Raw genomic sequence first — 26,088 nt, 5'->3', positions numbered from 1 at the left:
AAGGAGCCGCGGCATGAGCTACCAGCCCACCCCCGAGGACAGGTTCACCTTCGGACTGTGGACCGTCGGCTGGCAGGGACGGGATCCCTTCGGCGACGCCACGCGGCGTGCCCTCGACCCGGTCGAGACGGTGCAGCGACTGGCCGAGCTGGGCGCCCACGGCGTCACCTTCCACGACGACGACCTGATCCCGTTCGGCTCGAGCGACACCGAGCGCGAGGCCCACATCAAGCGCTTCCGGCAGGCACTGGACGCCACGGGCATGAAGGTCCCGATGGCCACCACCAACCTCTTCACGCACCCGGTCTTCAAGGACGGCGCGTTCACCGCCAACGACCGCGACGTGCGCCGCTACGCCCTGCGCAAGACCATCCGCAACATCGACCTCGCCGTCGAGCTCGGCGCCCAGGTGTACGTGGCCTGGGGCGGCCGGGAGGGTGCCGAGTCGGGCGCCGCCAAGGACGTCCGCGCGGCCCTGGACCGGATGAAGGAGGCCTTCGACCTGCTCGGCGAGTACGTCATCTCCCAGGGCTACGACTTGCGCTTCGCGATCGAGCCCAAGCCGAACGAGCCGCGCGGCGACATCCTGCTGCCGACCGTCGGCCACGCCCTGGCGTTCATCGAGCGTCTGGAGCGGCCGGAGCTGTACGGCGTCAATCCCGAGGTCGGGCACGAGCAGATGGCCGGGCTGAACTTCCCGCACGGCATCGCGCAGGCGCTGTGGGCGGGCAAGCTGTTCCACATCGACCTCAACGGCCAGTCGGGCATCAAGTACGACCAGGACCTGCGCTTCGGCGCCGGCGACCTGCGGTCCGCGTTCTGGCTGGTCGACCTGCTGGAGTCGGCCGGCTACGCCGGTCCTCGGCACTTCGACTTCAAGCCCCCGCGCACCGAGGACCTCGACGGGGTGTGGGCGTCGGCGGCCGGCTGCATGCGCAACTACCTCATCCTCAAGGAGCGCGCCGCCGACTTCCGCGCCGACCCGGAGGTCCAGGAGGCCCTGAGCGCGGCCCGCCTGGACGAGCTGGCCCAGCCGACCGCCGAGGACGGCCTCCAGGCCCTGCTCGCCGACCGGTCGGCCTTCGATGCCTTCGACGTCGAGGCGGCCGCCGCCCGCGGCATGGCGTTCGAGCGTCTGGACCAGCTGGCGATGGACCACCTGCTGGGGGCACGCGGCTGAGCGCACGCGCGCGTGCGGGACGTCGGCCGGTCACGGGGTGTGTGACCGGCCGACGGGTTCGCAAAACTCCGGAATCGCCGTCAGCCATGCTCCGGAATCGCCGTCAGCCATGCTCCGGAATCACCGTCAGTCATGCTCCGGAATCACCGTCAGTCATGCTCCGGAATCACGGTCCGTAGTGCTCCGGAATCATGCGGTCCACGCCATGAGCCCGTATCAACTTCCGTGCCGCCATCCCGCGTTGAGCGGTGAGCGGCGACCCTGGGCGGTATGGCCATGCCACCCGTACCGCCTCACCCGCCCGGGCCTCCCCGGCGCCGGAACCCGCTGCTCATCCTGCTCGCCGTGCTCGTGGCCGTCGCAGCCGTGTCACTCGTGGTGCTGATGGCCAGGGGAAGCGACGACTCTCCGGACCGGGAGCCGCCCGCCGAGAGCACGAGCAGCACCCCCGCTCCGTCCTTCGGCATCCCCACGGAACTGCCCACCGAGTTGCCCAGCAAGCTGCCGACGCGGCTGCCGTCGGGCTTTCCCAGCCAGTTGCCGAGCGATCTGCCGAGCGATCTGCYGAGCGGTTTCGAATCGCTCCTGCCGTCCCTGGACACCGGCGAGTCACAGCCCTGAACCCAGAGCGGTCTCGTCACCGGCGGCGAGCTCCGCCGACGTCAGTGCCGTCGCCGGATCCTGTGCGGCGCCTCCCGCGGGCAGCCAGCGGCCGCGCTCCTTGTGGTACGGCCACCACCGGCCGTCCTGGCCGAGGCGCAGCTGGACCGGTGCGCCGACGACCGTCCAGCGGTTGCCCCGCGCCCGCAGCTCCGGCCGCTCGTCCGCGTCCCAGGCCGACTCCAGGGCGGCACGCGCGCGTGCGAGCGTTTCGCCGTCGACCTTCCACTCCTCGTCGAGCACGGACAACGCGGCCGCACCACCGTGGCGCCAGGCACGGACCGCCGCTGCCAGCCCCTCCCGTCCGCGCCCCGACCCGTCGGCGAGACGGTCCGCCACCTCCCGCCCGGGCTCGCCCGCGGCCAGCCGCACGGCGTCTTCCGAGACGGACAAGTCTGTTCCGGGAAGGTGCCGTTCGTGCGGGTCTCGGAGTGACTCCGCCAGCAGGCGGTGGGCCTGTACGGCGGTCCGGGCGGCCAGGAACTCCAGCGCGGCCGGGTCGATGCCCGGAGCGGGCGGCGTCTCGGTGTCCAGGGACGGCGGCACCCCCGGCTCGGTGGGGAGTTCGGGCAGGGGAGGCAGCGGAGGCAGGATGTCGCCGGCCGCATACGCCTCGGCCGCGTCCACGCTTTCCTGGCCGGAACGCTCCGTGGCGGACGCGCCGCCGCGCGACTGGAGATCGTTCAGCAGGGTGGCTTCGTCGCGTCCCCGCATCAGGAGCAGGACGAACGGGTCCTGGTCCAGCAGTCGCGCCACCTGGTAGCAGAGCGCCGCCGTGTGCCCGCAGTGGTCCCAGGCTCCGCAGCCGCACTCCGGCTCCAGATCGCCCAGGCCCGGCAGCAGGTCGACGCCCGCGGCCGCCGCGTCCTCGACCAGGTGCGGCGGCATCTCCCGGTCCAGCAGCGCCGCCACATGACCGGCCCGCTCCACGGTCATGTCCAGGAAGCGGTCCCACTGTCCGGGCGACAGCTCCTCCAGCAGGACGTCGGCCCGGTGCGCCGTGCGGTCACGGTCCTGGACGACGGCCGTGAGCCGCCCCGGGCGCACCGACACCGCGCCGACCGCTCCAGCGCGCGCGAGCCGACGGCCCGTCTTGAGCTGCGCCGAGTCCAGTGCCGTGTCCTCCAGCGCCTTCAGCCACGCCTGACCCCACCAGGTCTGCGCGAAGGCCCGCCCGCTCGCGGGTGGCAGCGCGGCGAACGTGCGCTCCGTGTCACCGTCGTACCGAGTCATCGCAGGCCCCCTCGCAGTTCGACCAGATCCGCCAGTTCCGCGTCCGTCAGCTCCGTGAGGGCGGCCTCGCCGGAGCCCAGGACCGCGTCCGCCAGTTCCCGCTTGCGGGCCAGCAGTTCGGCGATGCGGTCCTCGATGGTTCCCTCGGCGATGATCCGGTGCACCTGCACGGGCCGGGTCTGGCCGATGCGGTACGCGCGGTCGGTCGCCTGGGCCTCGACGGCCGGGTTCCACCAGCGGTCGTAGTGCACGACGTGCTCGGCCCGGGTGAGGTTCAGGCCGGTGCCCGCCGCCTTCAACGAGAGCAGGAACACGGGCACTTCGCCGTCCTGGAAGCGCCGCACCATGGCCTCGCGCTGGGCGACGGGCGTCCCGCCGTGCAGGAACTGTGAGGGCGTGCCGCGGGCGGCCAGGTGCCGTTCGAGGAGGCGGGCCATCTGCACGTACTGCGTGAAGACCAGTACGCCCGCCTCCTCGGCGAGAATCGTGTCGAGCAGTTCGTCCAGCAGCTCCAGCTTCCCCGAGCGACCGGCGATCACCGGCCGCTCCTCCTTGAGGTACTGCGCCGGGTGGTTGCAGACCTGCTTCAGACCGGTCAGCAGCTTCACGATCAGTCCGCGCCGCGCCATGCTGCCGGCGCCGGAGATCTCCGCGAGCGCCTCGCGCACCACGGCCTCGTACAGGCCTGCCTGCTCCTGGGTGAGCGACACGGCGTGATCGGTCTCCGTCTTCGGCGGCAGCTCGGGCGCGATCCCCGGATCCGACTTGCGGCGGCGGAGCAGGAACGGCCGTACGAGCCGGGCCAGCCGGTCCGCGGCGCCCGGGTCCTGACCGCCCTCGACGGCCTCCGCGTACCGTCTGCGGAAGGTGCCGAGGCGGCCCAGCAGCCCCGGGGTGGTCCAGTCGAGGATCGCCCACAGCTCCGACAGGTTGTTCTCCACCGGGGTGCCGGTGAGCGCCACACGCGCGCGTGCGCCGATGGAACGCAGTTCCCGCGCGGTCGAGGAGTGCGGGTTCTTCACGTGCTGGGCCTCGTCCGCCACGAGCATGCCCCACGGCACCTCGGCGAGCCGGGGCGCGTCCAGGCGCATCGTGCCGTACGTGGTGAGCACGAACTCCCCGTCGGCCAGGCCGTCGAGGCCGCGCCGCGCGCCGTGGAAGCGCCGCACGGGCGTGCCGGGCGCGAACCGCTCGATCTCCCGCTGCCAGTTGCCCATCAGGGACGTCGGGCAGACCACGAGGGTGGGCCCGGCGGACCGGGCGTCGGTCTGCCGGTGCAGGTGCAGGGCGATGAGAGTGATCGTCTTGCCGAGTCCCATGTCGTCGGCGAGGCAGCAGCCCAGACCCAGCGAGGTCATGCCGGCGAGCCAGTTCAGGCCCCGCCGCTGGTAGTCCCGCAGGGTGGCGGTGAGGGCCGCCGGCTGCTCCACGGGCTGCTGCCCCTCGGGGTCCGCGAGCCGCTCCCGCAGGGCCGCCAGCCACCCGGTGGGCCGCACCTCGACCCGGCGGCCGTCCACCTCCGCCCAGCCCGTCAGGGCCGCGCCCAGCGCGTCCACCGGCGTCACTTTGTGGTCCTGCCGGGAGCGGGCCAGGCGTACCTCCTGAGGGTCGATCAGGACCCACTGGTCGCGCAGCCGCACCACTGGGCGCTTGGCCTCGGCGAGCCGGTCCAGCTCTTCTCGGCTCAGCCGCCTGTCGCCCAGTGTGAACGACCAGTCGAAGGCGAGCAGCGCGTCGGCGGACAGGAACGACGGCATGGCGGCGAAGGCCTGGCCGGACTCCGGTTCGTCGTCGGAGGGACCCACCACCGCGCGCGTGGTGAGCTCGCGGGTCAGTCCCTTCGGCCAGTGCACGTCGACTCCGGACGCCGCCAGCGCCCGGGCGCCCGCGCCGAGCAGCTCGGTGACCTCCTCGTCGGCGAGCTCGACCGCGTCCGGCACGGTCGCCGACAGCAGGGGCGTGAGCGGGGTCCAGGCCCGGGCCGCGCGGCGCAGGGCGAGCAGGGCGTCCATCCGCGCGCGCGGGCCGAAGGCATCGCCCCCGGAGCCGGCCCAGACGTCGGCCGCGTCCGCCACGAGCGCGGGATCGCTCACGCTGTGCACCTGGAGCACGGCCCGGAACGTCACGTCCGCGCCGCCGTCCGCCGAGTCTGCCGCGTCCGTCAGGCCGTCCGCCTCGATCCGCAGCGACAGCCGCACCCCCGCGTCGTGACCCGCGGCGACGTCGGCGGCCCACGCGCGCTGCTCGGGCAGCCGCACCGGCTCGGGCGACGCGTAGGCGGGGCCGCCGGTGACCAGCGGCGCGGCGGGGGAGCGGGGCAGGGTGTCGGCGACCGCGTCGAGGAAGGCGCGCAGGAGCTGCTCCGGGTCGGGCAGCCGCAGCGACCCGGAGCCCGCCAGTGGCACTGAGTGCGCCTCGGGCGGCATGGCGGCGGCGAGGCGCCGTACGGCCTCGACGTCCTGGGCGCGCAGCGGGCCCGTGCGCCAGGCGTCGTGGTCGCCGGGGGACAGCCCCGGCAGCAGCAGTCCGCGCGCCACGAGGTGCAGGGCGTGCGTGGCCGCCGCGCCCCAGAACACGGTGGACCGGTGCCCCTGCGCGCCGGCACGCGCGCGCACGAGGACCGGCAGGGCGGTGCGCACCGGCACCAGGACGGCGGGCACGCTCTGCGGCCCGACCCCGTCCACCCCGTCGACGTCGGGCACGACGACGGTCAGGTCCGTGACAGACGCCGAAGCCGAAGCCGAAGCCGAAGCCGACGTCGAAGCCGAAGCCGAAGCCGACGTCGATGTCGATGTCGATGCCGGAGGGGTCTCGCCGTCCGGCCGCCAGAAGGCGACGCTGCCCGTCCGGGCCGGGTCGCCGGGCAGGAACACGGCGCAGCAGTGGGCCAGTTCGGAGAAGTCGGAGGAGGGTGCCGGGGGAGTCGGATGCTCGGCTATGACTGATTCCTCAAATTTGACTAGCGGGTCGGAGTCGCCGAGGGTACAGCATTTCCCGCAACCTCTGGGTATGACTTGGCTGTGAGCTGGGCCACTATAGAGGTCTCAGGGATGCGTAGGGGGCGCGCCTCAGGGATGTCTCAGGGTCGCGGTCAGGAACTGCCGCGAGCGCGGGCCCGTTTTCGGGACAGAGAGCGGCAGTGGCCGCGAAGGAGGCGACATCATGTCCAAGAACGCCAAGATCGCCGCAGGCGGCGTGGCAGTCGGGCTCATCCTGTTGATCTGGCTGCCCTGGTGGGCATCGCTCCTGATCATCCTTGGAGTCCCGGCCGCCGCGTATCTCACGCTGGACCCCTCGCAGCGGCGCAGGCTGCGCCGCGCCACCCGCAAGGAGCTGGGCCGTTGACGCGCTGATGGTCCGGCGCGGCCGAAGGCCGCACCGGCTCAGTTCGGCCGTACGGCCATCTTGCTCAGTTCGGCCGTACGGCCATCTTGCTCAGTTCGGCCGTGCGGCCTCTTGCTCAGTTCGGCCGTGCGGCCTCTTGCTCAGTTGGGCCGTACGGCCATCCTGTCGAGGGCTTCGAGGAGACCCGGCAGCTCCGGCCCCCGGCCCACCGGCAGGACCTCGCCGGGTTCCTCGTCCAGCAGCACGAAGGCGATGTCGTCGGTCCTGGCCACGAGCGACCAGCCGGGACCGTCGGCCCGCAGGGTCCGCGCGTCCCCCGGCGCGAACGACGACCGGACCCGGCCCAGTGGCGGCGGCGAGTCGATGTACGTGCGCGCCTCCGCGAGGACACGCCGGATGCCGCTGTGGCCCTGCTGCCCCTTCTCCCCGCCTCCGCCCGGACCGTCGGCCGCAGAGCCTCCGTCACCAGGCGTCGCCGAGGACCCCGGCGCCGGGAAGGCCGAGTCGTCGACCTGTTCCCGCCACATCGCCCACTGAAGCGCGATCTCGTCCGCGCCCATGCGCCGCTGGGCCGGGCCCCAGGCGGTGGTGTCCGGCGGGGTCAGCGGGGGCCGGTCGTCCGCCTCCGGGCCGGGATCGTGCGGCGCGGGCACCCCGGGCGCCGCGACCGCGACCGCGAGCGGCCAGCCGGGCAGGGCCGCGACGACCGTGCGCTCGTCGGGCGACAGGTCGTACTCCATCCCGCAGTCCCAGGATGCGATCGCGACGGCCACCAGGGAGACGTCGTCGATGACCACGGTCCACCGGGCGCCGTCGCCGTCCTGGCCGAGCACCAGCCCGTACCCGTCGGCGAGCGGCACGAGGCCGAGCGCCGCGCACGCCTGCGGATAGTCGTCGCCCAGCACGCTCGGGAACTGCGCCGGCGTCAGCAGCACCGCCGTGAGCACATAGAGCGCGTCGTCCGCGGCGGCGACGGTGTCCTCATCCGTCCCGGCCATCCCAGCCTCCCCATCGGTTCGTCCACCGGCGCGCACCCTAGTGCGCGCGGAAGCCGCTTGTCACGGCCTTACGCGCGCACCAGGAGCTGCCCTTTTCCGGCGGACGGGGCGAATCGGTCGTCCGATCGGGGCGCGTCACTCCGCCGGCAGCCCCAGCAGCTCACGGGCCACGGTCCGGGGCGATTCGCCGCGTTCCCGTGCGAGCGCGATGACGGCCCGGCCCGCCAGCTCGTTCACCCCGAACGACAGCGCCTCGGGCGACACTCAGCCGGCCGCCTCCTCGGCCCGCTCCTGGTCGTTCTCCGCGCTCGCCGTGACGTAGGCCGCGGCCGCCTCGAAAAGGTTGTGCGGACGTTTGCCCTCACCGGCCTTCGTCTCCGTGCGCAAGGCATGAGCGACTCTGTCTCCGGCCTTGCGGACCTTGCCCCACATGCTGACCACCTTCCCCCTGTGCGGATGTCCCGCCTGCCGGTCATCTCGCTGACACCAACGTAAAGTTGGATCTCCGGTGACAGAAGGGGGACGGCACTGTGAAGCGCTTCGCGCGGCTGGAACAGATTCGGCGGATGGACCCGTACCGGGAGGCCACGGAGATCTACCGGCTGAGCGTGGCGTACGAGTTCCCCTGGGACTTCACCCGCGCCCTGGAGCTGGCCCTGTACCGCACGTACGCCGTCCCGAGCATCGGCCGGCTGCTCGCCGAGACGGCGGAGCTCACGGAGCGGACACAGAAGCGCTACGACGACACGTCGCTGCTCCTGGACGCCGTGGTCGAGCACGGCTTCGGCAGCGACCAGGGCAGGACCGCGATCCGCCGCATCAACCAGATGCACCGCAGCTACGACATCAGCAACGACGACATGCGCTACGTGCTCTGCACGTTCGTCGTGGTGCCCAAACGGTGGATCGACGCCTATGGGTGGCGCAGGATGTCGCGCCACGAGATCGTGGCCAGTGTCGTCCACTACCGCACGCTGGGCCGGCACATGGGCATCAAGGACATCCCCGAGACCTACGAGGAGTTCGAGACCTGCCTCGACGGCTACGAGGCGGCCCACTTCGCCTGGGACGAGGAGGCCCAGCGGGTCTCGGACGCCACGCTCGACCTGATGTCCTCCTGGTACCCGCGCCCGCTCGCGCCGCTGCTGCGCACCACGACCCTCGCGCTGCTCGACGACTCGCTGCTGCGTGCCTTCCGCTACACCCCGCCGAGCGCCGCCACGCGCGCGTGGGTGCGTCGCGCGGTACGGCTGCGGGGCCGCGCCGTCCGTCTGCTGCCGCCCCGGCGCGCCCCGCACTTCGCCCGCCAGAACTGGGAGATCAAGGGCTACCCGTACGGCTACCGGCTCGACGACCTGGGCACGCGCCCGGTCCCGGGCGTCCGGGGCTGCCCCGTGCGGCACGTGGCGGCTTCGGACACCGAGGCCGGGTGACGCGGGCGGGTGATGAGGCCGGGTGACGAGGCCGGACGCCGAGGCCGGGTGAAGGCCGGGTGACGCGGCAGCTCAGTCCTCGCGGACGGCGAGCGCCAGGAAGCGGGAGTCCTCGTCGGCGTACGACATCAGCCGCCACCCCGAACCGGCCAGCAGCGGCCGGAGGTTGCGCTCGGCGCGCAGGTCGTCCGGGGTGAGCGGGCGGCCGTGGCGCGCGGCCAGGGCCGCCCTGCCGATCGGGTGGAACAGCGCCAGCACACCACCGGGACGCACCACGCGCGCCAGCTCCCGCAGGTTCTCGGCCGGACTCGGCAGATGCGAGATCAGCCCCGCCCCGAACACGGCGTCCAGCGCGTGGGAGCGCAGCGGCAGCGCGGCGACGTCCGTGAGCACCAACGCCGCGTCACGGTCCCGTCCGGCCCGCACGGCCTCCCGCAGCATGGCCGGGGTCAGATCGGCCCCGAGCACCACTCCCGAGGGCCCCACGGCGGCACGCAGCGGCGGCAGGGCGCGTCCGGTGCCGCACCCCGCGTCGAGCACGCGGTCGCCCGGGCGCAGTCCGAGCTCGGCGACCGCGGCAGCGTAGGCCGGACCGTCATCGGGGAACCGGCTGTCCCAGTCGGCGGCGCGGGCGGTGAAGAACTCCTGGACACGCGTCTGGTCGTCGCTCATGTACGGCATGATTCCTCACCGGCACGGATGACGCCTCAGTGCACACGTTCGAGCTTGACCCGATCGTTCCGGTACATCCTTGCGTCATATTCCAACACCTTTCGAAATGCGCCCCCTTCGTGCGCCCCTGCCGGGTCTAGCGTCCCGGGGTCATGGGACACCTGGACCACGCCGCCCTGGGGTGGCTGACCCCCGCGCTGTCGTACGTGATGGCCTGCATAGGCGCCGCCCTCGGGCTGCGCTGCACCGTCCGCGCGCTCGCCGCCACCGGGCGCTCGCGCCGCAACTGGCTCGTCACCGCCGCCTCGGCGATCGGCACCGGTATCTGGACCATGCACTTCGTGGCCATGCTCGGTTTCAGCGTCGCCGGCACCGATATCCGCTACGACGTGCCGCTCACCCTGCTGAGCCTGCTCGTCGCCATGGTCGTCGTCTGCGCCGGCGTGTTCGCCGTCGGCTACAGCCGGGACCGCGGCCGGGCCCTGCTGATCGGCGGGCTCACCACCGGCCTCGGCGTCGCCAGCATGCACTACCTGGGCATGGCGGCCGTCCGCCTGCACGGCGACGTGACCTACGACCCGGTCCTCGTCGGGCTCTCCGTCCTGATCGCCGTCGTCGCCGCGACGGCGGCTCTGTGGGCGGCGCTCAACATCAAGTCACCCGTGGCGGTCACCGTCGCCTCCCTGATCATGGGCGCGGCCGTCAGCAGCATGCACTACACCGGGATGTTCGCGGTGAGCGTGCGCGTGACGCCCTCCGGGGAGGCACTGCCCGGGGCCACGGCGATGCAGTTCATCTTCCCCCTCGCCGTCGGCCTCGGGTCCTACCTCTTCCTGACCTCCGCCTTCGTCGCGCTGTCGCCGACAGCAGGGGAGCGTGAGGCGTCCGCGTCGGCCCAGCGGCCGGTCGAGAGCGTCGCCCGTTAGCCGCGGCCGAGGCCCGGCGTGGCGGGCGACAGGCCCTCCGGACGGCAAGCCCCGCGGTCCGAACGGCAAGCCCCACGGTCCGGACGGCAAGCCCCACGGTCTGGACGGCAGCCCTCGAAGCCCGGACGGCACGCCCTGATGCCGGGGTGACACGCCCCGAAACACCCCCGAGCGAGGAGTCCATGCGTACACCCCGTAGGACGCCCACAACCGGCGCCGAGGCGCCGCCCCCGCCCGTGCGCGGTCGCCGCCTGCACGCCGGACCACCGGCCGACGAGGGCTCCGATGCGCCCTATGGGGCCGCGCCGGACGGAGTGCCCACGCGCCCGGAGCGCTGGCACATACGCCCCCGTACCGTGCGCGCCAAGATCGTCTGCCTGCTGATGGTGCCGGTCGTCTCCCTCCTGGCCCTGTGGGCCCACGCCACCGTCACCACTGCCCAGGACGTCTCCCGGCTACGGCAGGTCCAGCGCGTGGACGCCATGGTCCGGGCCCCCGTCTCCGCCGCGGTCGCCGCCCTCCAGGCCGAACGCGCCGCCGCCGTACGCCGCGCCACCGACCCCTCCGCCGCAGGGGCCGACGAACTGGCCGAACTCGCCCGGCGCACCGACCGGGCCGTCGCGAAACTGCGGCTCGGCGAGAACAGCACCGTCGCCGACAGCGAGGAACTGCCCGCCGAAGTCGCCCGCCGGCTGGAGGCGTTCGTCACCGGTGCCGAGCAACTGCGTCCGCTGCGGACCGAGGTGCGCGACCGGCGCGCGGGCTGGGCCGAGACGTACCACCGCTACACCCGGACCATCTCCGAGGCTCTCGGCGTCGGCGGTGCCCTCACCGGCATCCAGGACGCCGACCTCGGCTCCGACGCGCGCGTGCTGCTCGAATTCTCCCGCGCCGGCGAGGCGTTGGCCCGGCAGGACGCGCTTCTGGCGAGCGCCCGCCTGTCCGGGACGCTGACCGGGGAGCGGCTCCGGCTGTTCACCGGCGCCGTCGACCTGCGCCGCACCCTGACCGAGTCGGCCGTCACCGACCTGCGCGGCACCGAACGCTCCGCGTGGAACGCCCTCGCCGACAGCAGCGCCTACGCCGGGCTGGGCGACGCCGAGGACGGGATCCTCGCCGGCGGACCGGGCGCCAAGGCGATCGAGGCGGTACCCGAGAGCACCTGGAACACCGCCCACGCGCACGTGCAGAACGGCATGCGCACCATCGAGGATGACGCCGCACGAGGCGTCGCGCAGCGGGCCGACCCGTTCACCCGGGGACTGCTCACCCCGGCCGGCGCGGCCGTCCTGCTCGGCCTCGCCGCCGTCGCCGCCTCGCTCGTCATCTCCGTGCGCATCGGCCGCGGCCTCGTGGTGGAGCTCGTGAGCCTGCGCAACAGCGCCCTGGAGATCGCCCGGCGCAAACTCCCCGAGGCCATGCGGAGACTGCGCGCGGGCGAGGAGATCGACATCCGCGCCGAGGCACCGCCGGGTCCGTCCGCCGAGGACGAGACCGGACAGGTCGCCGAGGCCCTCGGCACCGTCCACCGTGCCGCGCTGCGGGCCGCGGTCGAGCGCGCCGAACTCGCCAGCGGCATCTCCGGCGTCTTCGTCAACCTCGCCCGCCGCAGCCAGATCCTCGTCCACCGGCAGCTGAGCCTCCTCGACAGCATGGAACGCCGCTCGGACGACCCGAACGAACTGAGCGACCTCTTCCGCCTCGACCACCTCACCACCCGCATGCGGCGCCACGCCGAGAGCCTGATCATCCTCTCCGGAGCGGCCCCCGGCCGAGCCTGGCGCAGGCCCGTCTCCCTGACCAACGTGGTCCGCGCGGCCGTCTCCGAAGTGGAGGACTACGCGCGCGTGGAGGTACGGCAGCTCCCCGAGGCGGCCGTCGTCGGCGCGGCCGTGGCCGACCTCACGCACCTCCTCGCCGAGATCATCGAGAACGCCGCCCAGTTCTCGCCGCCCCACACGCGCGTGCGCGTCACCGGCGAACCCGTCGGTAACGGCTACGCCGTCGAGGTCGAGGACCGCGGTCTCGGCATGGGCAAGGAGACCCTCGCCGAGGCCAACCGCCGCATCGAGCAGTCCGAGGCGCTCGACCTGTTCGACAGCGACCGGCTCGGCCTGTTCGTGGTCAGCAGGCTCGCCGCCCGCCACGGCATCAAGGTCCACCTGAGGACCTCGCCGTACGGCGGCACCACCGCGGTCGTCCTGGTACCCACCGCCCTGCTGCACACCGGCGCGGCGGAACGTTCCCACCGTGAAGCGGTGCACGCGCGGCAGCCCGAGGCACGCGTCCACGCGCGCGTGCCCGACGGCGTCCCGCATCAGGACACCGTCCCCGACGCCGTCCCGGCACCGGCAGACCGGCGCGCCCTGGTGGCTCCCGTCCCGGCCGTCGCGGAGACCACGAGCCACACCCCACCCCCAGGAGTCGCCACCTTGCGACTGCACCGGCCCCAGGAGCAGCCCGAAGGCTCCGACGACCTCCCGCGCCGCGTACGGCAGGCCAGCCTCGCACCCCAACTGCGCGAGGGGCGCCCCGAGGAGCCGCCGCCCTCGCCAGCACCCCGGGACGACGAACGCACCCCCGAGCTCGTCCGGGACCGCATGGCGGCATACCGCGACGGCTGGACGCGCGGCGGCGGCAGACAACCCGGCCGCGGAACCACTCCCTGCCCGACGGGCAGCGACAGCTTCGAAGGAGAATCTCAATGATCGTGTCAAGCCGCCTGCGTGACCGGCGGGGCGGAGGTGAACAGCCTCCTGTCACGCAGCATCGCCCACAGGACGTCGACCCGGCGGCGGGCGAGTGCGAGCAACGCCTGGGTGTGGATCAGGCCCTCGGCACGTTTCTTGAGGTAGTAGTCCCGGGACGGGCCTGGCCGCATCATCGCGGACTGCGCGGACATGTAGAACAGCCGGCGCAGGCGCCGGTTGTAGCGTTTGGGCCGGTGGTAGTTGCCGGTGCGTCGGCCGGAGTCGCGGGGCACCGGGGCCAGGCCGGCGTGCGAGGCCAGACGGTTGGCGTCGCGGTAGCCGGACAGGTCACCGACGATGGCGACGAACTCGGCACCCAGGATCGGTCCCATGCCGGGCAGCGACTCGATGATCTCGGCACGCTCGTCGAGGCGGAAGGTCTCGCGGATCTCCCGGTCGTTGTCCTTGATCCGCTCGTCCAGGGCCAGGAGCTGGTGGGCGAGGTCGCAAACCAGCTTCGCCGCCCGCTTCTCGCCGGGCAACACGGTCTGCTGGGCCTGGGCGGCTTCGACCGCCTTGGTGGCGATGGCTTGGGCGCCGCGGACCTTGCGCCGTTCCAGCCAAGTGGCCAGCCGTTTGACACCGATGCGGCGCAGGGCTGCCGGGGTCTGGTACTCGGTCAGCATCACGACCGGGCCTTGGGCCGCGGAGTAGTCGAAGGCTCGCTCCAAAGCCGGGCAGATGCCGACCAGCAGGTCTCGGAGCCGGTTGATCAGACGCACGCGGTCGGCGATCAGGTCGGCTCGGTAATGGGTCAACACCTGGAGGTTGGAGACGAGTTCCGGGGGCGTGTCCAGCGGGGCGAAGTCCCGTCGCATGCGAGCCTGATCGGCGATGACGCGGGCGTCCTTGGCGTCGGTCTTGCCCTCGCCCTTGTAGGCGGCGGTCATCCGGTTGACGGTGCGACCGGGCACGTAGACCACCTGCTGACCGTGAGCGATCAGCAGGGCCAGCAGCAACGTCGAGGCACGGCCGGAGATGTCCACCGCCCACCTCACTTCGGCGGCCCGTTCGCGGGCTGTGTCGATGAGGGTGAGGATCTGAGCTTCGTCGTTGATCACCTTCGTCGAGAACAGTGTCTCGCCGTCGGCGCCGACCGCGACCGCCCAGTGATGCCCCTTGCCAGCGTCGACGCCGACCCATATCCGCTCGTGAGCCGTGCTCAAGCCCGTCGCTCCGTGTCTCTCGTGACCAGCACTTCGTGGTCCGAAGAACACCCCGCCGACAGGTCCCTAACCAGCGATGACCGCAGTTCTCAATCAGTGGTCGGAGCGTCCCGGAGGACCGGGCGGCCATTCTCCTTGAGCCATCGACAGCAACGCCGCATCAGCCACACCCGGTCCTCCCGGACCGCCAACATTCTTAGGGACCCCGCATGATCCAGGACCCGAGCACGCATTCCGCCCGGAGCTCCGGCGAACTCGACTGGCTGCTGGACGATCTGGTGCTCCGCGTGAGCGAGATACGGCACGCCGTGGTGCTGTCCAACGACGGCCTGGCCGTGGGCGCCTCGACCGATCTCCGCCGCGAGGACGCCGAGCACCTCGCCGCGGTCGCCTCGGGCTTCCACAGCCTTGCCAAGGGAGCCGGACGGCACTTCGGGGCCGGCGGCGTCCGCCAGACCATGGTGGAGATGGACGAGGGCTTCCTGTTCGTGGCCGCGGCGGGCGACGGATCCTGCCTCGCCCTCCTCACCGCCGTGACCGCCGACATCGGCCTCGTGGCGTACGAGATGGCACGCCTGGTCAAACGCGTCGGCGAGCACCTCGGCACCGCGCCCCGCGTCGGCGCCCGGCCACCCGCCGCCGGATGAACCGAGAGGGCGGTCCGCGCAGATGACCGAGGACATGACGGGCACCCCGCCCGATCAGGGCAGCCAGTGGTACGACCATGAGGCCGGCCCGCTCGTCCGCCCCTACGCCATGACGGGCGGCCGCACCCGGCCCGGCCCCACCGGCGTGCGGTTCGACCTGATCGCCCTGGTCTCGCTGGACCCGGCCGCGTCCGGCGTGGACGACGTCCCGCTCGGTCCGGAGCACCGGACCCTCCTCGACCTGTGCCATACGGAGACCCAGTCGGTCGCCGAACTCGCCGCGGGCGCGGACCTGCCCGTGGGCGTCGTCAGGGTCCTCCTCGGCGACCTCCTGGAACTCGGCAGCGTCACCGTCAGCCGCCCCGTGCCGCCGGCACAGCTGCCCGACGAGCGCATCCTGCGCGAGGTGATCGCGGGACTGAGGGCGCTGTAGATACCGGCACACCGCCCACGTACTCACCTCACCCCTTGCCGGCACTCCCGAGAGAAGTGATCAATGGTCTCCGAGCACTCCGACGCCACCGGCGCCGAGACTTCCGCACTGGCGTTGAAGATTCTGGTCGCCGGCGGGTTCGGCGTGGGCAAGACCACCCTGGTGGGCGCCGTCAGCGAGATCCGGCCGCTGCGCACCGAGGAACTGCTCAGCGAAGCCGGCCAGTCGGTGGACGACACCGACGGTGTGGACCACAAGACCACCACGACCGTCGCCATGGACTTCGGACGCATCACCATCCGCTCCGGCCTCTCCCTGTACCTGTTCGGCACGCCGGGCCAGGACCGGTTCTGGTTCCTGTGGGACGAGTTGTCGCAAGGGGCGCTCGGCGCGGTGGTCCTCGCGGACACCCGCCGCCTGGAGGACTGCTTCCCCGCGGTCGACTACTTCGAGCACCGGCGCATCCCGTTCGTGGTGGCCGTCAACTGCTTCGCGGGCGCCCGGCGGCACGGCGCCTCGGACGTCTCGCGCGCCCTCGACCTCGACCGTGGCACGCCCGTGGTGTTGTGCGACGCCCGGGACCGCGACTCGGGAAAGGAGGTGCTGATCCGGCTCGTCGAGTACGCCGGGCGGATGCACACCGCCCGACTTCTCGACTCGGTCGGCTGATTCGGGGTGCCTCTCCGTCAGTTCGCGACGTCCCGCTCCGCCAGGACCCTGTCGATGGCGACACGGACGAGGAGTTCGCCCGGGACGCCGTTGCGGGCGCCGAACTCCTCGGCGCGTTCCTCGCCCATGTACCGGGCGCCGATGCGGGTGGCCCAGTGCCGTATCTCGTCGAGGTCGTCCGACACGCGGGCGCGTCCCCGCACCACCACGAAGGAGTACGGCGGCCGGTCGTCGTCCACACACAGGGCGACCCGGCCGTCACGGATGAGATTGCGCCCCTTGACGCTGTCCTTGCCGGTGTTGAACACCAGCTCGTCACCGTCCAGGACGAACCAGATCGGGGTCACGTGCGGGCTCCCGTCGGCCCGGACCGTGGAGAGCTTTCCGGTGCGGGTGCCGTGGGAAACGAACTCCCGCCATTGCGTGTCGGTCATCTTCTCTGCCATGGCTCCCATCCTCCTTGCCCCGGCCGCGGTCGTGGGGAAGGCTGGCGTGGAGATCCTCCGGCCAGGAGGAGAATCGCACGGGGAGAAAACGGGGAGATCGGAACATGGCGCAGAACCAGGGACTGGACTGGCTGCTGGACGACCTGACCGAGCGCGTCCACGAAGTGCGGCACGCACTGGTCCTGTCCAACGACGGCCTGGTGACAGGCGCGAGTACCGGACTGCGCCGCGAGGACGCGGAGCACCTCGCGGCCGTGTCGTCCGGACTGCACAGCCTGGCCAAGGGCTCGGGACGGCACTTCGGCGCGGGCAGCGTACGCCAGACGATGATCGAGTTCGACGACGCCGTGCTCTTCGTCACCGCGGCCGGCACGAGCAGTTGTCTGTGCGTCCTCAGTGGCGCGGAGGCCGACATCGGCCAGATCGCCTACGAGATGACACTTCTCGTCAACCGGGTCGGCGAGCACCTCGACGTGGACGCGCGCCAGCCCGAACGGAAACCGGAATCAGGCGGCTGACCTGCACGTTCGCCACCCCCGCGGAGTTATCCACAGGCTCGCCACGAGGTGCGCCGAAGCGGCTACCGTTTTTTCACGGCAACCGCACACGGCGTGAGCCGCCGACTCCACGGGGGAGACGACCATGTCAGGCACCATCGCGAAACCCGACCGCCTCACCTGCGGCCCGAGCCGGGCGGCCCGCGAACTCGACCTCAGGCGAGGCGAGTTCGACCTGGCGGTGAATCTCGGACTCATCCGGACCGTTCCCGACGAAGGAGGCGGAGGCCGACGGGTCGCCCGCGCCGAGATCGACCGACTGCGCGCCGAGGACGGCTTTCCGGACGCACTGCGCGAGCGCGTCGCGACCGCGGGAACCAACGACGGCGCCAAGCTCATGGACGTGACGCCCACCAGGTTCACGAGCCTCGCCCGCTTCGGCCTGCTCGTGCCCGTGCGCTTCTACCTGAACCGCTACCGCACCGTCGTATGGCTCTATCTGGCCGAGGAGCTACGGCAGTTCGCGGCCGAGGAGAGCAACGCCCGGCTGCTGACCGGCCGCACGCCCGCGGAGATGCGGGAAGGGCTGAAGGCGGGGCTGGACCGGCGGCCCCGCAACTGGCGGGGACGGCACATCGGGTTCCTGCTGCGGCAGGCGGGAGACGACCCGTGGGCGCACGCGGCGGCCGTGGCCTGCCTCCTCGACCCGGCCGATGTGTCGGACGTGGTGGAGGATCCGTACGAGCGCGCCCACCTGAACCGCTGCCGCCCCCGGCTCCCGGCACACGGCGCGCCCGGATCGCCCGCGGCCGAGCTGGCCCAGGAGCTCATGACGGCGAGCGAGCCGGACGAAGTGGCCTGGTTCCGCGCGGATCTCGCCCACACGATGGAAACGGCCCGAAGGCAACGCCCGGCACCACGCCCGGCCCCGGAACCGGCCCCGGAGCAAGTACCGGCCCCGGAGCAAGTACCGGCCCCGGGGCAGGTGCCGGCCCCGACCTCAGTGCCGGAACCGGTCGCGGCTCCGGCGGAAGACCGGTCCGTGCCCCCGGATCACACGCCTTCCCACGGCCTCCTGGGCTGGCTGCGCCGCAGAGGCCGGCGGCCTACCGGGTGACCCCTGCCGCAGGACCCCTGCCGGGTGAACCCTGCGGGGTGACCCCTGCCGGGCGAAGGGCGCGCGCCCCGCTGTCCGCCCGACAAGCGATGAGTTTCCGGATGCGTTCCGGTCCGACCTGTGAGGAGACTATGTCCGGGAGGCGATCATGTTCGGTACGACGAAGGCGTACAGCGGTTTCTCCGTGAACGACATCGACGCGGCCAGGAAGTTCTACGGCGACACGCTGGGAATCCGCGTCTCGGAAGAGCACGGCATGTTGATCCTGCACATCGCGGGCGGCCGGGACATCCTGGTCTACCCGAAGGAGGACCACACCCCGGCGACCTACACCATCCTCAACTTCCCCGTCGACGACATCAAGGCGGCGGTCGACGAGCTGAGCAGAAGGGGGGTGCGTTTCGAGCGCTACGACCACCTCAAGGCGGATGACAAGGGCATCTTCCGCGGCGGCGGCCCGCTGATCGCGTGGTTCACCGACCCGGCGGGGAACGTGCTGTCCGTCCTCCAGGAATCCTGACCCGTCGGTCATGCCCGAGCTGCCCGATGTCGAGGGCTTCCGGCAGGTGCTCGAGTCCTGTGCGAAGGGGCGGGTCGTGCGGCATGTCGAGGTGCGGGACGCGGGCGTCCTGCACGGGGTCGGGGTGCGGGGCCTGCGCGACGCGCTGGAGGGCCGGCGGTTCGGCACCCCCGAGCGGCACGGCAAGTGGCTGCTCGCCCGCACCGGCGGCCCCACCCTGGTGCTGCACTTCGGCATGACCGGCCGGCTGGTCTGCGGTCGTCCCGGCGATGCCGTCGAGGCCCACGACCGGGTGCTGTTCACCCTGAGCGGTAACCGTCAGCTGCGCTTTCGGGACCAGCGCAAGCTCCAGGGCCTCTGGCTGGCCCACGACGACTCCGACCTCGACCGGCTGCTCGGGCGGCAGGGCCCGGACGCGATGGCGGTGGACCGCCCGGAGTTCGAGGCCGTGCTCTCGTCGCGCCGAGGTCACCTGAAGACCGCGCTCACCGACCAGTCCGCCCTGGCCGGCCTCGGCAATCTGCTCGCCGACGAGATCCTGTGGCGGGCCCGGCTGCGCCCCGACCGCCTGGCGCGTGAGCTCACCCAGGACGACCGCCGTCGCCTGTACAGCGAGATGCGCAGAACCCTGCGGTCCGCCGTCAGCGCCGGTTGCGTGCCGCCGCGGGACTCCTGGCTCACCGGACATCGTGACGACCTTGACCCCCGGTGCCCGCGCTGCGGCAGCGGCCTGCGCCGGTCCCGGATGGCGGGCCGTGGCACGGTGTGGTGCCCGCGGTGCCAGCCGGACGGGTGATCCAGTCGGCCAGGGCCTGTCAGTCGCCGTGGGCCAGGTCGGCCGGGGCCTCCTTGTCCTCAGGGCAGTCCCTGCACGCAGGGCAGTCCCGGCCTCAGGGCACTCCCGCCGTCCGGCGTTCCTCGTCCGGCGCCATGAGCGACTGGGTGAACGGAATCCGCGACAGGGCGAGCACCCCCGCGGCGATCAGCGCGACACCGAACAGCTGGGGCAGCAGCCACCACCCGGTGCGGACCGTCTCTTCGTACAGGGTGATGCCGAGGGCGAGGCTCACCAGCGCGTCACCGAGGGTGAGCGCGGGCTGCGAGGCGACCAGGGGGCCGGCCTGCATCGCGTTCTCCAGCAGGAACAGCGCGCACACGCCGGTCGCTGCGAACGCGTAGGTCTGCCAGGCGGTGAGGAAGGACACGAGTCCCTGCTCGTCGAGGATGTGAGTGGCGGCCTTCATCAGCGCCGCGGTCACCGCGTAGCTGATCGCCGTCGCGGCACCGAGACCCGCCGCCCGGGCCCGGCCCTCCGGGCGGCGCAGGGCGGCGACGGCGAGGCCGGCGACCGCCGCGGCGCACACGGCGAGCGCGGGGATCCAGCGGTCCAGCTCCACATGGGTGCGATTGCCGGTGGGGGACGCGGCGGCGAGCGCGACCGCAAGTCCGGCCACCACCACCGTCACGGCCAGCCAGCCCGTGCGCGGCAGATACCGGTGCATCAGCAGCGACGCGACGACGAGGGTCAGCGGCAGCTCCAGCACGAACAGCGGCTGGACGATCGTCAGCGGCCCGGTCGCCAGCGCCAGCGCCTGGCAGACGGCGGCGCCGATCACCGCGAGGATGCCGGCCAGCCAGACGGGCCGGCGCAGCAGATCGGCGATCAACCCGGCCCTGAGCCCCTGGGAGCGCGGCACGGTGAGCGCCGCCTTGCGCTGCAACACCGTCGCGACGGCGTTGCTGAGGGCCGCGCAGACCGCGAAGACGACGGGGAGCACGGTGTGCAGCGTGGCCACCTCCCGGATCGGCGGGCGCGTGACGCCGGCAGAGTGCCTCCTCCTGCCATGGTCGCCGGAACCGGGCACGGGCGCGATCGGAGCCCGAACCGCGGCCCCGACCGGCATAGGACCAGGTCAGTCCAGCTTGCGGAAGAGCCCCTCCTGCACGACCGACACGACCAGCCGGCCCTCACGGTCGTAGATCCGGCCCCGGGCCAGACCGCGGCCGCCGACCGCGATGGGTGACTCCTGGTCGTACAGCAGCCAGTCGTCGGCCCGGAAGGGACGGTGGAACCACATGGCGTGGTCCAGTGACGCCATGTCGAAGCCCCGCGGGCCCCACAGCGGCTCGACGGGAATGCGGACGGCGTCCAGGAGGGTCATGTCGCTGGCGTAGGTGAGGGCGCAGGTGTGCACGAGCGGGTCGTCGCCGAGCGGCCCGACCGCGCGCATCCACACGGCGCTGCGCGGCTCGGCGTCCGCGACCTCCTCGGCGGTCCAGCGCAGCCGGTCCACGTAGCGGATGTCGAAGGGCTGGCGGCGGGCCATCCGCTCCAACTGCTCGGGCAGGGCGCCCAGATGCTCGCGGATCTCGTCCGTGACCGTGGGCAGGGACTCCGGGTCCGGAACCTTGCGGGCCGGCGGCAACTGGTGCTCGAAGCTGCCCTCCTCCGGCTTGTGGAAGGAGGCGGTGAGATTGAAGATCGTGCGGCCCTGCTGCACGGCCGTGACCCGGCGGGTCGTGAACGACCGCCCGTCGCGCACCCGCTCGACCTGGTAGACGATCGACACGCCCGGGATGCCCGGGCGCAGGAAGTACGCGTGCAGTGAGTGCACGGGACGGTCGCCGTCCGTGGTGCGGCCGGCGGCGACCAGGGCCTGGCCCGCCACCTGGCCGCCGAAGACCCGCTGGAGGGACTCCTGCGGGCTGCGGCCACGGAAGATGTTGACCTCGATCTGCTCAAGGTCGAGCAGGTCGACCAGTCGCTCGGCCGGGTTCGTCGTCATGCGTGGGATTCTCCTGTGCTCGCTGCTGCCCGGCCGTTCACAGCTGGCCGACGTCGGTGACCCGGACGACCGCGCGGCCCTCCGCGTCCGAGGCGGTCAGGTCGACCTCCGCGCTGATGCCCCAGTCGTGGTCGCCGTTCGGGTCGTGGAAGATCTGCCGGACCCGCCACAGGGCGTTCTCCGGCTCCTCCTCGATGATCAGCAGCTTGGGGCCGCGGGCGTCGGGGCCGGTGCCGAGGTCGTCGTACTCGTCCCAGTACTTGTCCATCGCCTCGCCCCACGCGTCGGCGTCCCAGCCGGACTCCGCGTCCATCTCGCCCAACTCCTCGACCTGGTCGAGGGCGGCCAGCTCCACCCGGCGGAACAGGGCGTTGCGGACCAGGACGCGGAAGGCACGGGCGTTGGCCGTGACCGGCTTGACCTCGTCGGCCTTCTCCTGGGCCTCCTCGGCCGTCATCTCCTCCGGGTTGGCGAGCTGCTCCCACTCGTCCAGCAGGCTGGAGTCGACCTGGCGCACCATCTCGCCCAGCCACTCGATCAGATCCTGGAGGTCCTCGGACTTGAGGTCGTCCGGGACGGTGTGGTCGAGGGCCTTGTAGGCGCTGGCGAGGTAGCGCAGCACGATGCCCTCGGTGCGGGCCAGCTCGTAGTGGGACACCAACTCCGTGAAGGTCAGCGCCCGTTCGTACATGTCCCGGATGATCGACTTCGGCGACAGCGGATGGTCACCGACCCAGGGGTGGCTCTTGCGGTACGTGTCGTACGCGTGGAAGAGCAGCTCCTCCAGCGGCTTCGGGTACGTGATGTCCTGGAGCCGCTCCATGCGCTCCTCGTACTCGACGCCGTCCGCCTTCATCGCGGCCACGGCCTCGCCGCGCGCCTTGTTCTGCTGGGCGGCGAGGATCTGCCGCGGGTCGTCCAGGGTGGACTCGACCACGGACACCATGTCGAGCGCGTACGACGGCGATTCGGGGTCCAGCAGCTCGAACGCGGCCAGCGCGAACGTGGACAGCGGCTGGTTGAGCGCGAAGTCCTGCTGGAGGTCGACGGTGAGGCGGACGACGCGGCCGGTCGCGTCCGGTTCGTCGAGCTTCTCGACGATGCCGCCGTCCAGCAGCGAGCGGTAGATCGCGATGGCCCGGCGGATGTGCCGCAACTGCTGCTTGCGCGGCTCGTGGTTGTCCTCCAGCAGGTGGCGCATCGCCTCGAAGGCGTTGCCGGGGCGAGCGATCACCGACAGCAGCATCGTGTGCGTCACCCGGAACCGGGAGGTCAGCGGCTCCGGTTCGGAGGTGATGAGCTTCTCGAAGGTCTGCTCCGACCACGCGACGAAGCCCTCCGGGGCCTTCTTGCGAACGACCTTGCGGCGCTTCTTCGGGTCGTCGCCCGCCTTGGCGAGCGCCTTCTCGTTCTCGACGACGTGCTCGGGCGCCTGCGCGACGACGAAGCCCTCCGTGTCGTAGCCGGCCCGGCCGGCACGGCCCGCGATCTGGTGGAACTCCCGGGCGCGCAGGGTGCGGACGCGGGTGCCGTCGTACTTGGTGAGGGCCGTGAACAGCACCGTGCGGATGGGGACGTTGACGCCCACGCCGAGCGTGTCCGTGCCGCAGATGACCTTCAGCAGGCCGGCCTGCGCGAGCTTCTCCACCAGGCGGCGGTACTTGGGCAGCATGCCGGCGTGATGGACGCCGATGCCGTGCCGGACGTAACGGGAGAGGTTGCGGCCGAATTTGGTGGTGAAGCGGAAGTTGCCGATGAGCTCGGCGATCTGCTCCTTCTCCTCGCGTGAGCACATGTTGATGCTCATCAGCGCCTGCGCCCGCTCCACGGCCTGCGCCTGCGTGAAGTGCACGATGTAGACGGGCGCTTGCCGGGCTGCCAGCAGGTCGGTGAGCGTCTCGGTGAGCGGCGTGTAGCGGTACTCGTACGACAGCGGCACGGGCCGGGTCGCCGAGCGGACCACCGAGGTCGGGCGGCCGGTGCGGCGGGTGAGGTCCTTCTCGAAGAAGGAGACGTCGCCCAGCGTCGCCGACATCAGCACGAACTGCGCCTGCGGCAGCTCCAGGATCGGGATCTGCCAGGCCCAGCCGCGGTCGCCCTCCGCGTAGAAGTGGAACTCGTCCATCACGACTTGCCCCACGTCCGCGTCCTTGCCGTCGCGCAGCGCGATCGACGCGAGCACCTCGGCGGTGCAGCAGATCACGGGGGCGTCGGAGTTGACCGACGCGTCGCCGGTCAGCATGCCGACGTTCTCCGTGCCGAAGATCTTGCACAGTTCGAAGAACTTCTCCGACACCAGCGCCTTGATCGGGGCGGTGTAGAAGGTGACCTCGTCCCGGGCCAGCGCGGCGAAGTGCGCGCCCGCCGCGATCATGCTCTTGCCGGAACCGGTGGGCGTCGACACGATCACGTTCGCGCCGGAGACCACCTCGATCAGCGCCTCCTCCTGGTGGGGATAGAGCGTGAGACCCCGCTCACCGGCCCACGACTCGAAGGCTTCGTACAGGGCGTCGGGGTCGGCGGTCGGCGGCAGCTGATCGATGAGGGTCACGCCCCCCATCTTGCCTGGCCTCCTGCCCGATGCGGGAATCGGCTGCGGGCACGAAGATCGCGAACGCTACGCTGTGTCGCCGACGGGATGTCACGCGCCGGTCAACTGGACAGCGGTACACGAGGAATGGGGCGGGCAACGCCGATGATGGGACCAGCACACTCACTGTCGGGCGCCGCCGCCTGGCTCGGCGTCGGTGCGGCCGCCGCCGCGGCCGGGCACCCGATGCCCTGGCCGGTCCTCCTCGTCGGCGCTCTGATCTGCGCCGGTGCAGCGCTCGCCCCGGACCTCGACCACAAGGCGGCCACCATCTCCCGGTCCTTCGGACCGCTGTCGCGCTGGCTGTGCGAGGTCGTCGACAAGCTGTCGTACGCCGTCTACAAGGCCACCAAGAAGCAGGGTGACCCGCGTCGCTCCGGCGGGCACCGGACGCTCACGCACACCTGGCTGTGGGCGGTCATGATCGGTGCGGGCACCTCGGTCGTGGCGATCACCAGTGACCGCTGGGGGGTGCTGGCGGTCCTCTTCGTGCACATGGTCCTGGCCATCGAGGGTCTGCTGTGGCGGGCGACGCGCGGCTCCAGCAGCGAGGTCCTGGTGTGGCTGCTGGCCGCGGCCACCGCCTGGATCCTCGCGGGTGTGCTGGACAAGCCGGGCAACGGCGCGGACTGGCTGTTCACGGCGCCGGGCCAGGAGTACCTGTGGCTGGGGCTGCCGGTCGTGCTGGGCGCGATCGTGCACGACATCGGGGACGCGCTGACCGTCTCCGGCTGCCCGATCCTGTGGCCCATCCCCGTCGGCCGGAAGCGCTGGTACCCGGTCGGGCCGCCGAAGTTCATGCGGTTCCGGGCGGGCAGCTGGGTCGAGCTCAAGGTGCTGATGCCGGTGTTCATGCTGCTCGGCGGGGTGGGCTGCGCGGCGGCGCTCAACGTCATCTAGGCGCCGTCTTACAGGCGCCGGGCGAGCCGGGGGGCCAGGGCTCAGCGGCCGCCGTACCGGCGCTCGAACGCGGCGACCCGGCCCTCCGAGTCCACCGTGCGGGCCTTGCCCGTGTAGAAGGGGTGGCTCTCCGAGGAGATCTCCACGTCCACGACCGGGTAGGTCTCGCCGTCGTCCCACTCGATGGTCCGGTCGCTGGTCGCGGTGGACCGGGTCAGGAACGCGTAACCGGCGGCCCGGTCGCGGAAGACGACGGGGTGGTAGTCGGGGTGCTTGTCCTGCTGCATGGCTGCTCCTCGTGCGGCTCGGGTCGGTACTGCGATCAGCCGGGCAGGACGTCCTCGTCGACGATGTGCACGGCTGCCTCCTCGGCCGACGCCGCCGCGCCGTCGATGCCCACGTCCATGGCGACCAGCGCGCCCTCCTCGTCCTCGTGCGCGCCCTCGTCGGGAGCCACGAGCCGGCCGGAGCGGGCGGCGCCGACCTCGTTGTCCAGGAGTTCCCCGTCCGTGCCCTGGCAGTCCCCGAGACCGTCACCGTCCGGGGCGACGGGCTCCGGCAGCTCCTCGGCGAGCCGCTGGTCCAGCGTCTCGCCCCGCTGCCGCTCCGCCGCGGTGACGCCGCTGTGCTCCACGGCCCAGGGCCGCTCGGGAGGGGACCAGCCCCGGTCGAGGGGATCGTCGACGCCGTCGTACTCCAGGGTGTCCTCGGAGTCGAGCAGCCCCGTGTCCTCTCTCTGCTCGGATGGTTCCGGCTGGTAGACGTCGTCTCCCCAGCCGTCGGAGCTCTTCACGGGTACCTCCAGGGGGTGGGGCGGGCCCGTTCACACCGGGGCCCGCGCCGGGCCGCCGCCACACGGAGCACTGACGCCGCCCGCCGCCGGACCGCTGCCGCGGTTCCCGGGCGATCCCCCGAGCCGGTGCCTGCTTCCAGCCTTCCACCCCGTCTCGGAACCGCGCAACGCCACGGAACGCCTCCGGCGGTCACCCGACCAGGAGGCCGTGCCGACCCCGGGCCTGCCGACCCCGGGCCTGCCGACCCCGGGCCTGCCGACCTCGGGCTGTGCCGACCTCGGGCCGGGCGGGCCGACCCCGGGCCGCCTCCGGAGGCCCACCTACCG

General features: G+C 72.2%; 25 protein-coding genes and 1 pseudogene. 14 read left to right on the top strand and 12 right to left on the bottom strand.

What is annotated here, in order from left to right:
* Window positions 1-13 precede the first annotated feature (13 nt).
* Both xylA and CA983_RS02365 read left to right on the top strand, forming a co-directional pair.
* Window positions 14-1,180, top strand: a complete 1,167-nt coding sequence (xylA, locus tag CA983_RS02370) for a xylose isomerase (RefSeq protein WP_086599185.1) — start codon at window positions 14-16, stop codon at window positions 1,178-1,180.
* Window positions 1,181-1,450: 270 nt separating this feature from the next.
* Window positions 1,451-1,801 carry a hypothetical protein gene (locus CA983_RS02365; protein ID WP_086599184.1) on the top strand — a complete coding sequence of 117 codons (351 nt, stop codon included), beginning with the start codon at window positions 1,451-1,453 and terminating at the stop codon, window positions 1,799-1,801.
* Here CA983_RS02365 and CA983_RS02360 read toward each other — a convergent pair.
* Window positions 1,790-3,073: an SWIM zinc finger family protein gene (locus CA983_RS02360; protein WP_086599183.1), complete on the bottom strand. Its 1,284-nt coding sequence runs from the start codon at window positions 3,071-3,073 to the stop codon at window positions 1,790-1,792. The genes CA983_RS02365 and CA983_RS02360 overlap by 12 nt on opposite strands.
* Window positions 3,070-5,964: a DEAD/DEAH box helicase gene (locus CA983_RS02355; protein WP_086599182.1), complete on the bottom strand. Its 2,895-nt coding sequence runs from the start codon at window positions 5,962-5,964 to the stop codon at window positions 3,070-3,072. Before CA983_RS02355 ends, CA983_RS02360 begins: the two co-directional genes overlap by 4 nt.
* 271 nt (window positions 5,965-6,235) lie before the next feature.
* Here CA983_RS02355 and CA983_RS02350 point away from each other — a divergent pair, with 271 nt between their 5' ends.
* Complete coding sequence (locus CA983_RS02350; RefSeq protein WP_010040978.1) at window positions 6,236-6,418, top strand: hypothetical protein; 183 nt, start codon at window positions 6,236-6,238, stop codon at window positions 6,416-6,418.
* 140 nt (window positions 6,419-6,558) lie between these two features.
* Here CA983_RS02350 and CA983_RS02345 read toward each other — a convergent pair whose 3' ends face one another.
* On the bottom strand, window positions 6,559-7,416 hold the full coding sequence (locus CA983_RS02345; RefSeq protein ID WP_086599181.1) for a hypothetical protein: 858 nt from the start codon (window positions 7,414-7,416) through the stop codon (window positions 6,559-6,561).
* Between the two features lie 135 nt (window positions 7,417-7,551).
* Window positions 7,552-7,848, bottom strand: a pseudogene (locus CA983_RS02340) (hypothetical protein).
* Window positions 7,849-7,946: 98 nt separating this feature from the next.
* Between CA983_RS02340 and CA983_RS02335 the strand changes: the two are divergent.
* The gene (locus tag CA983_RS02335; RefSeq protein WP_086599180.1) at window positions 7,947-8,849 is read left to right on the top strand and encodes an oxygenase MpaB family protein; all 903 of its coding nucleotides are present in this window, start codon (window positions 7,947-7,949) and stop codon (window positions 8,847-8,849) included.
* 72 nt (window positions 8,850-8,921) lie between these two features.
* On the opposite strand, the gene CA983_RS02330 is transcribed toward CA983_RS02335, so the two are convergent.
* Window positions 8,922-9,521 carry a class I SAM-dependent methyltransferase gene (locus CA983_RS02330; protein WP_086599218.1) on the bottom strand — a complete coding sequence of 200 codons (600 nt, stop codon included), beginning with the start codon at window positions 9,519-9,521 and terminating at the stop codon, window positions 8,922-8,924.
* Between the two features lie 152 nt (window positions 9,522-9,673).
* Between CA983_RS02330 and CA983_RS02325 the strand changes: the two genes are divergently transcribed.
* Both CA983_RS02325 and CA983_RS02320 read left to right on the top strand, forming a co-directional pair.
* Entirely contained in the window at window positions 9,674-10,447 is a 774-nt protein-coding gene (locus tag CA983_RS02325; protein WP_086599179.1) for an MHYT domain-containing protein, read from the top strand.
* Between the two features lie 182 nt (window positions 10,448-10,629).
* On the top strand, window positions 10,630-13,155 hold the full coding sequence (locus CA983_RS02320) for a sensor histidine kinase (protein WP_086599178.1): 2,526 nt from the start codon (window positions 10,630-10,632) through the stop codon (window positions 13,153-13,155).
* 5 nt (window positions 13,156-13,160) lie between these two features.
* Here the strand turns inward: CA983_RS02320 and CA983_RS02315 are convergent, their stop codons facing one another.
* Complete coding sequence (locus CA983_RS02315) at window positions 13,161-14,363, bottom strand: IS110 family RNA-guided transposase (protein WP_086599177.1); 1,203 nt, start codon at window positions 14,361-14,363, stop codon at window positions 13,161-13,163.
* Between the two features lie 209 nt (window positions 14,364-14,572).
* Here CA983_RS02315 and CA983_RS02310 point away from each other — a divergent pair, with 209 nt between their 5' ends.
* From CA983_RS02310 to CA983_RS02300, 3 genes are all read left to right on the top strand, one after another.
* Window positions 14,573-15,010, top strand: a complete 438-nt coding sequence (locus CA983_RS02310) for a roadblock/LC7 domain-containing protein (RefSeq protein ID WP_020277336.1) — start codon at window positions 14,573-14,575, stop codon at window positions 15,008-15,010.
* Window positions 15,011-15,032: 22 nt separating this feature from the next.
* Window positions 15,033-15,443 carry a DUF742 domain-containing protein gene (locus tag CA983_RS02305; protein WP_086599176.1) on the top strand — a complete coding sequence of 137 codons (411 nt, stop codon included), beginning with the start codon at window positions 15,033-15,035 and terminating at the stop codon, window positions 15,441-15,443.
* Window positions 15,444-15,506: 63 nt separating this feature from the next.
* On the top strand, window positions 15,507-16,112 hold the full coding sequence (locus CA983_RS02300; protein ID WP_086599175.1) for a GTP-binding protein: 606 nt from the start codon (window positions 15,507-15,509) through the stop codon (window positions 16,110-16,112).
* Window positions 16,113-16,129: 17 nt separating this feature from the next.
* Here the strand turns inward: CA983_RS02300 and CA983_RS02295 are convergent, their stop codons facing one another.
* Window positions 16,130-16,558, bottom strand: coding sequence for a PPOX class F420-dependent oxidoreductase (locus CA983_RS02295; RefSeq protein ID WP_086599174.1), 429 nt, complete (start codon window positions 16,556-16,558; stop codon window positions 16,130-16,132).
* A 104-nt stretch (window positions 16,559-16,662) separates the two neighbouring features.
* Between CA983_RS02295 and CA983_RS02290 the strand changes: the two genes are divergently transcribed.
* The 4 genes from CA983_RS02290 to CA983_RS02275 all read left to right on the top strand — a co-directional run bounded on the left by CA983_RS02290 (window position 16,663) and on the right by CA983_RS02275 (window position 19,488).
* Window positions 16,663-17,076, top strand: coding sequence for a roadblock/LC7 domain-containing protein (locus tag CA983_RS02290; RefSeq protein ID WP_086599173.1), 414 nt, complete (start codon window positions 16,663-16,665; stop codon window positions 17,074-17,076).
* A 124-nt stretch (window positions 17,077-17,200) separates the two neighbouring features.
* Window positions 17,201-18,172 carry a DUF6397 family protein gene (locus CA983_RS02285; RefSeq protein WP_086599172.1) on the top strand — a complete coding sequence of 324 codons (972 nt, stop codon included), beginning with the start codon at window positions 17,201-17,203 and terminating at the stop codon, window positions 18,170-18,172.
* A gap of 148 nt (window positions 18,173-18,320) precedes the next feature.
* Complete coding sequence (locus CA983_RS02280; protein WP_086599171.1) at window positions 18,321-18,692, top strand: VOC family protein; 372 nt, start codon at window positions 18,321-18,323, stop codon at window positions 18,690-18,692.
* 10 nt (window positions 18,693-18,702) lie between these two features.
* On the top strand, window positions 18,703-19,488 hold the full coding sequence (locus CA983_RS02275; protein ID WP_086599170.1) for an Fpg/Nei family DNA glycosylase: 786 nt from the start codon (window positions 18,703-18,705) through the stop codon (window positions 19,486-19,488).
* A 94-nt stretch (window positions 19,489-19,582) separates the two neighbouring features.
* On the opposite strand, the gene CA983_RS02270 is transcribed toward CA983_RS02275, so the two are convergent.
* The 3 genes from CA983_RS02270 to CA983_RS02260 all read right to left on the bottom strand — a co-directional run bounded on the left by CA983_RS02270 (window position 19,583) and on the right by CA983_RS02260 (window position 24,029).
* On the bottom strand, window positions 19,583-20,479 hold the full coding sequence (locus CA983_RS02270; protein ID WP_086599217.1) for a DMT family transporter: 897 nt from the start codon (window positions 20,477-20,479) through the stop codon (window positions 19,583-19,585).
* 126 nt (window positions 20,480-20,605) lie between these two features.
* Window positions 20,606-21,478, bottom strand: coding sequence for an acyl-CoA thioesterase (locus CA983_RS02265; RefSeq protein WP_086599169.1), 873 nt, complete (start codon window positions 21,476-21,478; stop codon window positions 20,606-20,608).
* A 37-nt stretch (window positions 21,479-21,515) separates the two neighbouring features.
* The gene (locus tag CA983_RS02260; protein ID WP_086599216.1) at window positions 21,516-24,029 is read right to left on the bottom strand and encodes a DEAD/DEAH box helicase; all 2,514 of its coding nucleotides are present in this window, start codon (window positions 24,027-24,029) and stop codon (window positions 21,516-21,518) included.
* Between the two features lie 144 nt (window positions 24,030-24,173).
* On the opposite strand from CA983_RS02260, the gene CA983_RS02255 reads away from it, so the two are divergent.
* Entirely contained in the window at window positions 24,174-24,968 is a 795-nt protein-coding gene (locus tag CA983_RS02255) for a metal-dependent hydrolase (RefSeq protein ID WP_086599168.1), read from the top strand.
* Between the two features lie 41 nt (window positions 24,969-25,009).
* On the opposite strand, the gene CA983_RS02250 is transcribed toward CA983_RS02255, so the two are convergent.
* Window positions 25,010-25,255: a type B 50S ribosomal protein L31 gene (locus CA983_RS02250; RefSeq protein WP_086599167.1), complete on the bottom strand. Its 246-nt coding sequence runs from the start codon at window positions 25,253-25,255 to the stop codon at window positions 25,010-25,012.
* A gap of 35 nt (window positions 25,256-25,290) precedes the next feature.
* Complete coding sequence (locus CA983_RS02245; protein WP_086599166.1) at window positions 25,291-25,761, bottom strand: DUF5709 domain-containing protein; 471 nt, start codon at window positions 25,759-25,761, stop codon at window positions 25,291-25,293.
* Window positions 25,762-26,088 lie beyond the last annotated feature (327 nt).

Source organism: Streptomyces swartbergensis, assembly GCF_002148965.1.
GTDB classification, from domain to species: domain Bacteria; phylum Actinomycetota; class Actinomycetes; order Streptomycetales; family Streptomycetaceae; genus Streptomyces; species Streptomyces swartbergensis.
The sequence above is the reverse complement of the archived record's forward strand: the minus strand, read 5'-3'. Positions and strand labels throughout refer to the sequence as shown.

Coding starts and splice junctions, on each gene's coding strand:
- xylA (WP_086599185.1), top strand. CDS start 14: ATGAGCTACCAGCCCACCCCCGAGGACAGGTTCACCTTCGGACTGTGG.
- CA983_RS02360 (WP_086599183.1), bottom strand. CDS start 3,073: ATGACTCGGTACGACGGTGACACGGAGCGCACGTTCGCCGCGCTGCCA.
- CA983_RS02350 (WP_010040978.1), top strand. CDS start 6,236: ATGTCCAAGAACGCCAAGATCGCCGCAGGCGGCGTGGCAGTCGGGCTC.
- CA983_RS02345 (WP_086599181.1), bottom strand. CDS start 7,416: ATGGCCGGGACGGATGAGGACACCGTCGCCGCCGCGGACGACGCGCTC.
- CA983_RS02330 (WP_086599218.1), bottom strand. CDS start 9,521: ATGAGCGACGACCAGACGCGTGTCCAGGAGTTCTTCACCGCCCGCGCC.
- CA983_RS02325 (WP_086599179.1), top strand. CDS start 9,674: ATGGGACACCTGGACCACGCCGCCCTGGGGTGGCTGACCCCCGCGCTG.
- CA983_RS02320 (WP_086599178.1), top strand. CDS start 10,630: ATGCGTACACCCCGTAGGACGCCCACAACCGGCGCCGAGGCGCCGCCC.
- CA983_RS02310 (WP_020277336.1), top strand. CDS start 14,573: ATGATCCAGGACCCGAGCACGCATTCCGCCCGGAGCTCCGGCGAACTC.
- CA983_RS02305 (WP_086599176.1), top strand. CDS start 15,033: ATGACCGAGGACATGACGGGCACCCCGCCCGATCAGGGCAGCCAGTGG.
- CA983_RS02300 (WP_086599175.1), top strand. CDS start 15,507: ATGGTCTCCGAGCACTCCGACGCCACCGGCGCCGAGACTTCCGCACTG.
- CA983_RS02295 (WP_086599174.1), bottom strand. CDS start 16,558: ATGGCAGAGAAGATGACCGACACGCAATGGCGGGAGTTCGTTTCCCAC.
- CA983_RS02290 (WP_086599173.1), top strand. CDS start 16,663: ATGGCGCAGAACCAGGGACTGGACTGGCTGCTGGACGACCTGACCGAG.
- CA983_RS02285 (WP_086599172.1), top strand. CDS start 17,201: ATGTCAGGCACCATCGCGAAACCCGACCGCCTCACCTGCGGCCCGAGC.
- CA983_RS02280 (WP_086599171.1), top strand. CDS start 18,321: ATGTTCGGTACGACGAAGGCGTACAGCGGTTTCTCCGTGAACGACATC.
- CA983_RS02275 (WP_086599170.1), top strand. CDS start 18,703: ATGCCCGAGCTGCCCGATGTCGAGGGCTTCCGGCAGGTGCTCGAGTCC.
- CA983_RS02265 (WP_086599169.1), bottom strand. CDS start 21,478: ATGACGACGAACCCGGCCGAGCGACTGGTCGACCTGCTCGACCTTGAG.
- CA983_RS02255 (WP_086599168.1), top strand. CDS start 24,174: ATGATGGGACCAGCACACTCACTGTCGGGCGCCGCCGCCTGGCTCGGC.
- CA983_RS02250 (WP_086599167.1), bottom strand. CDS start 25,255: ATGCAGCAGGACAAGCACCCCGACTACCACCCCGTCGTCTTCCGCGAC.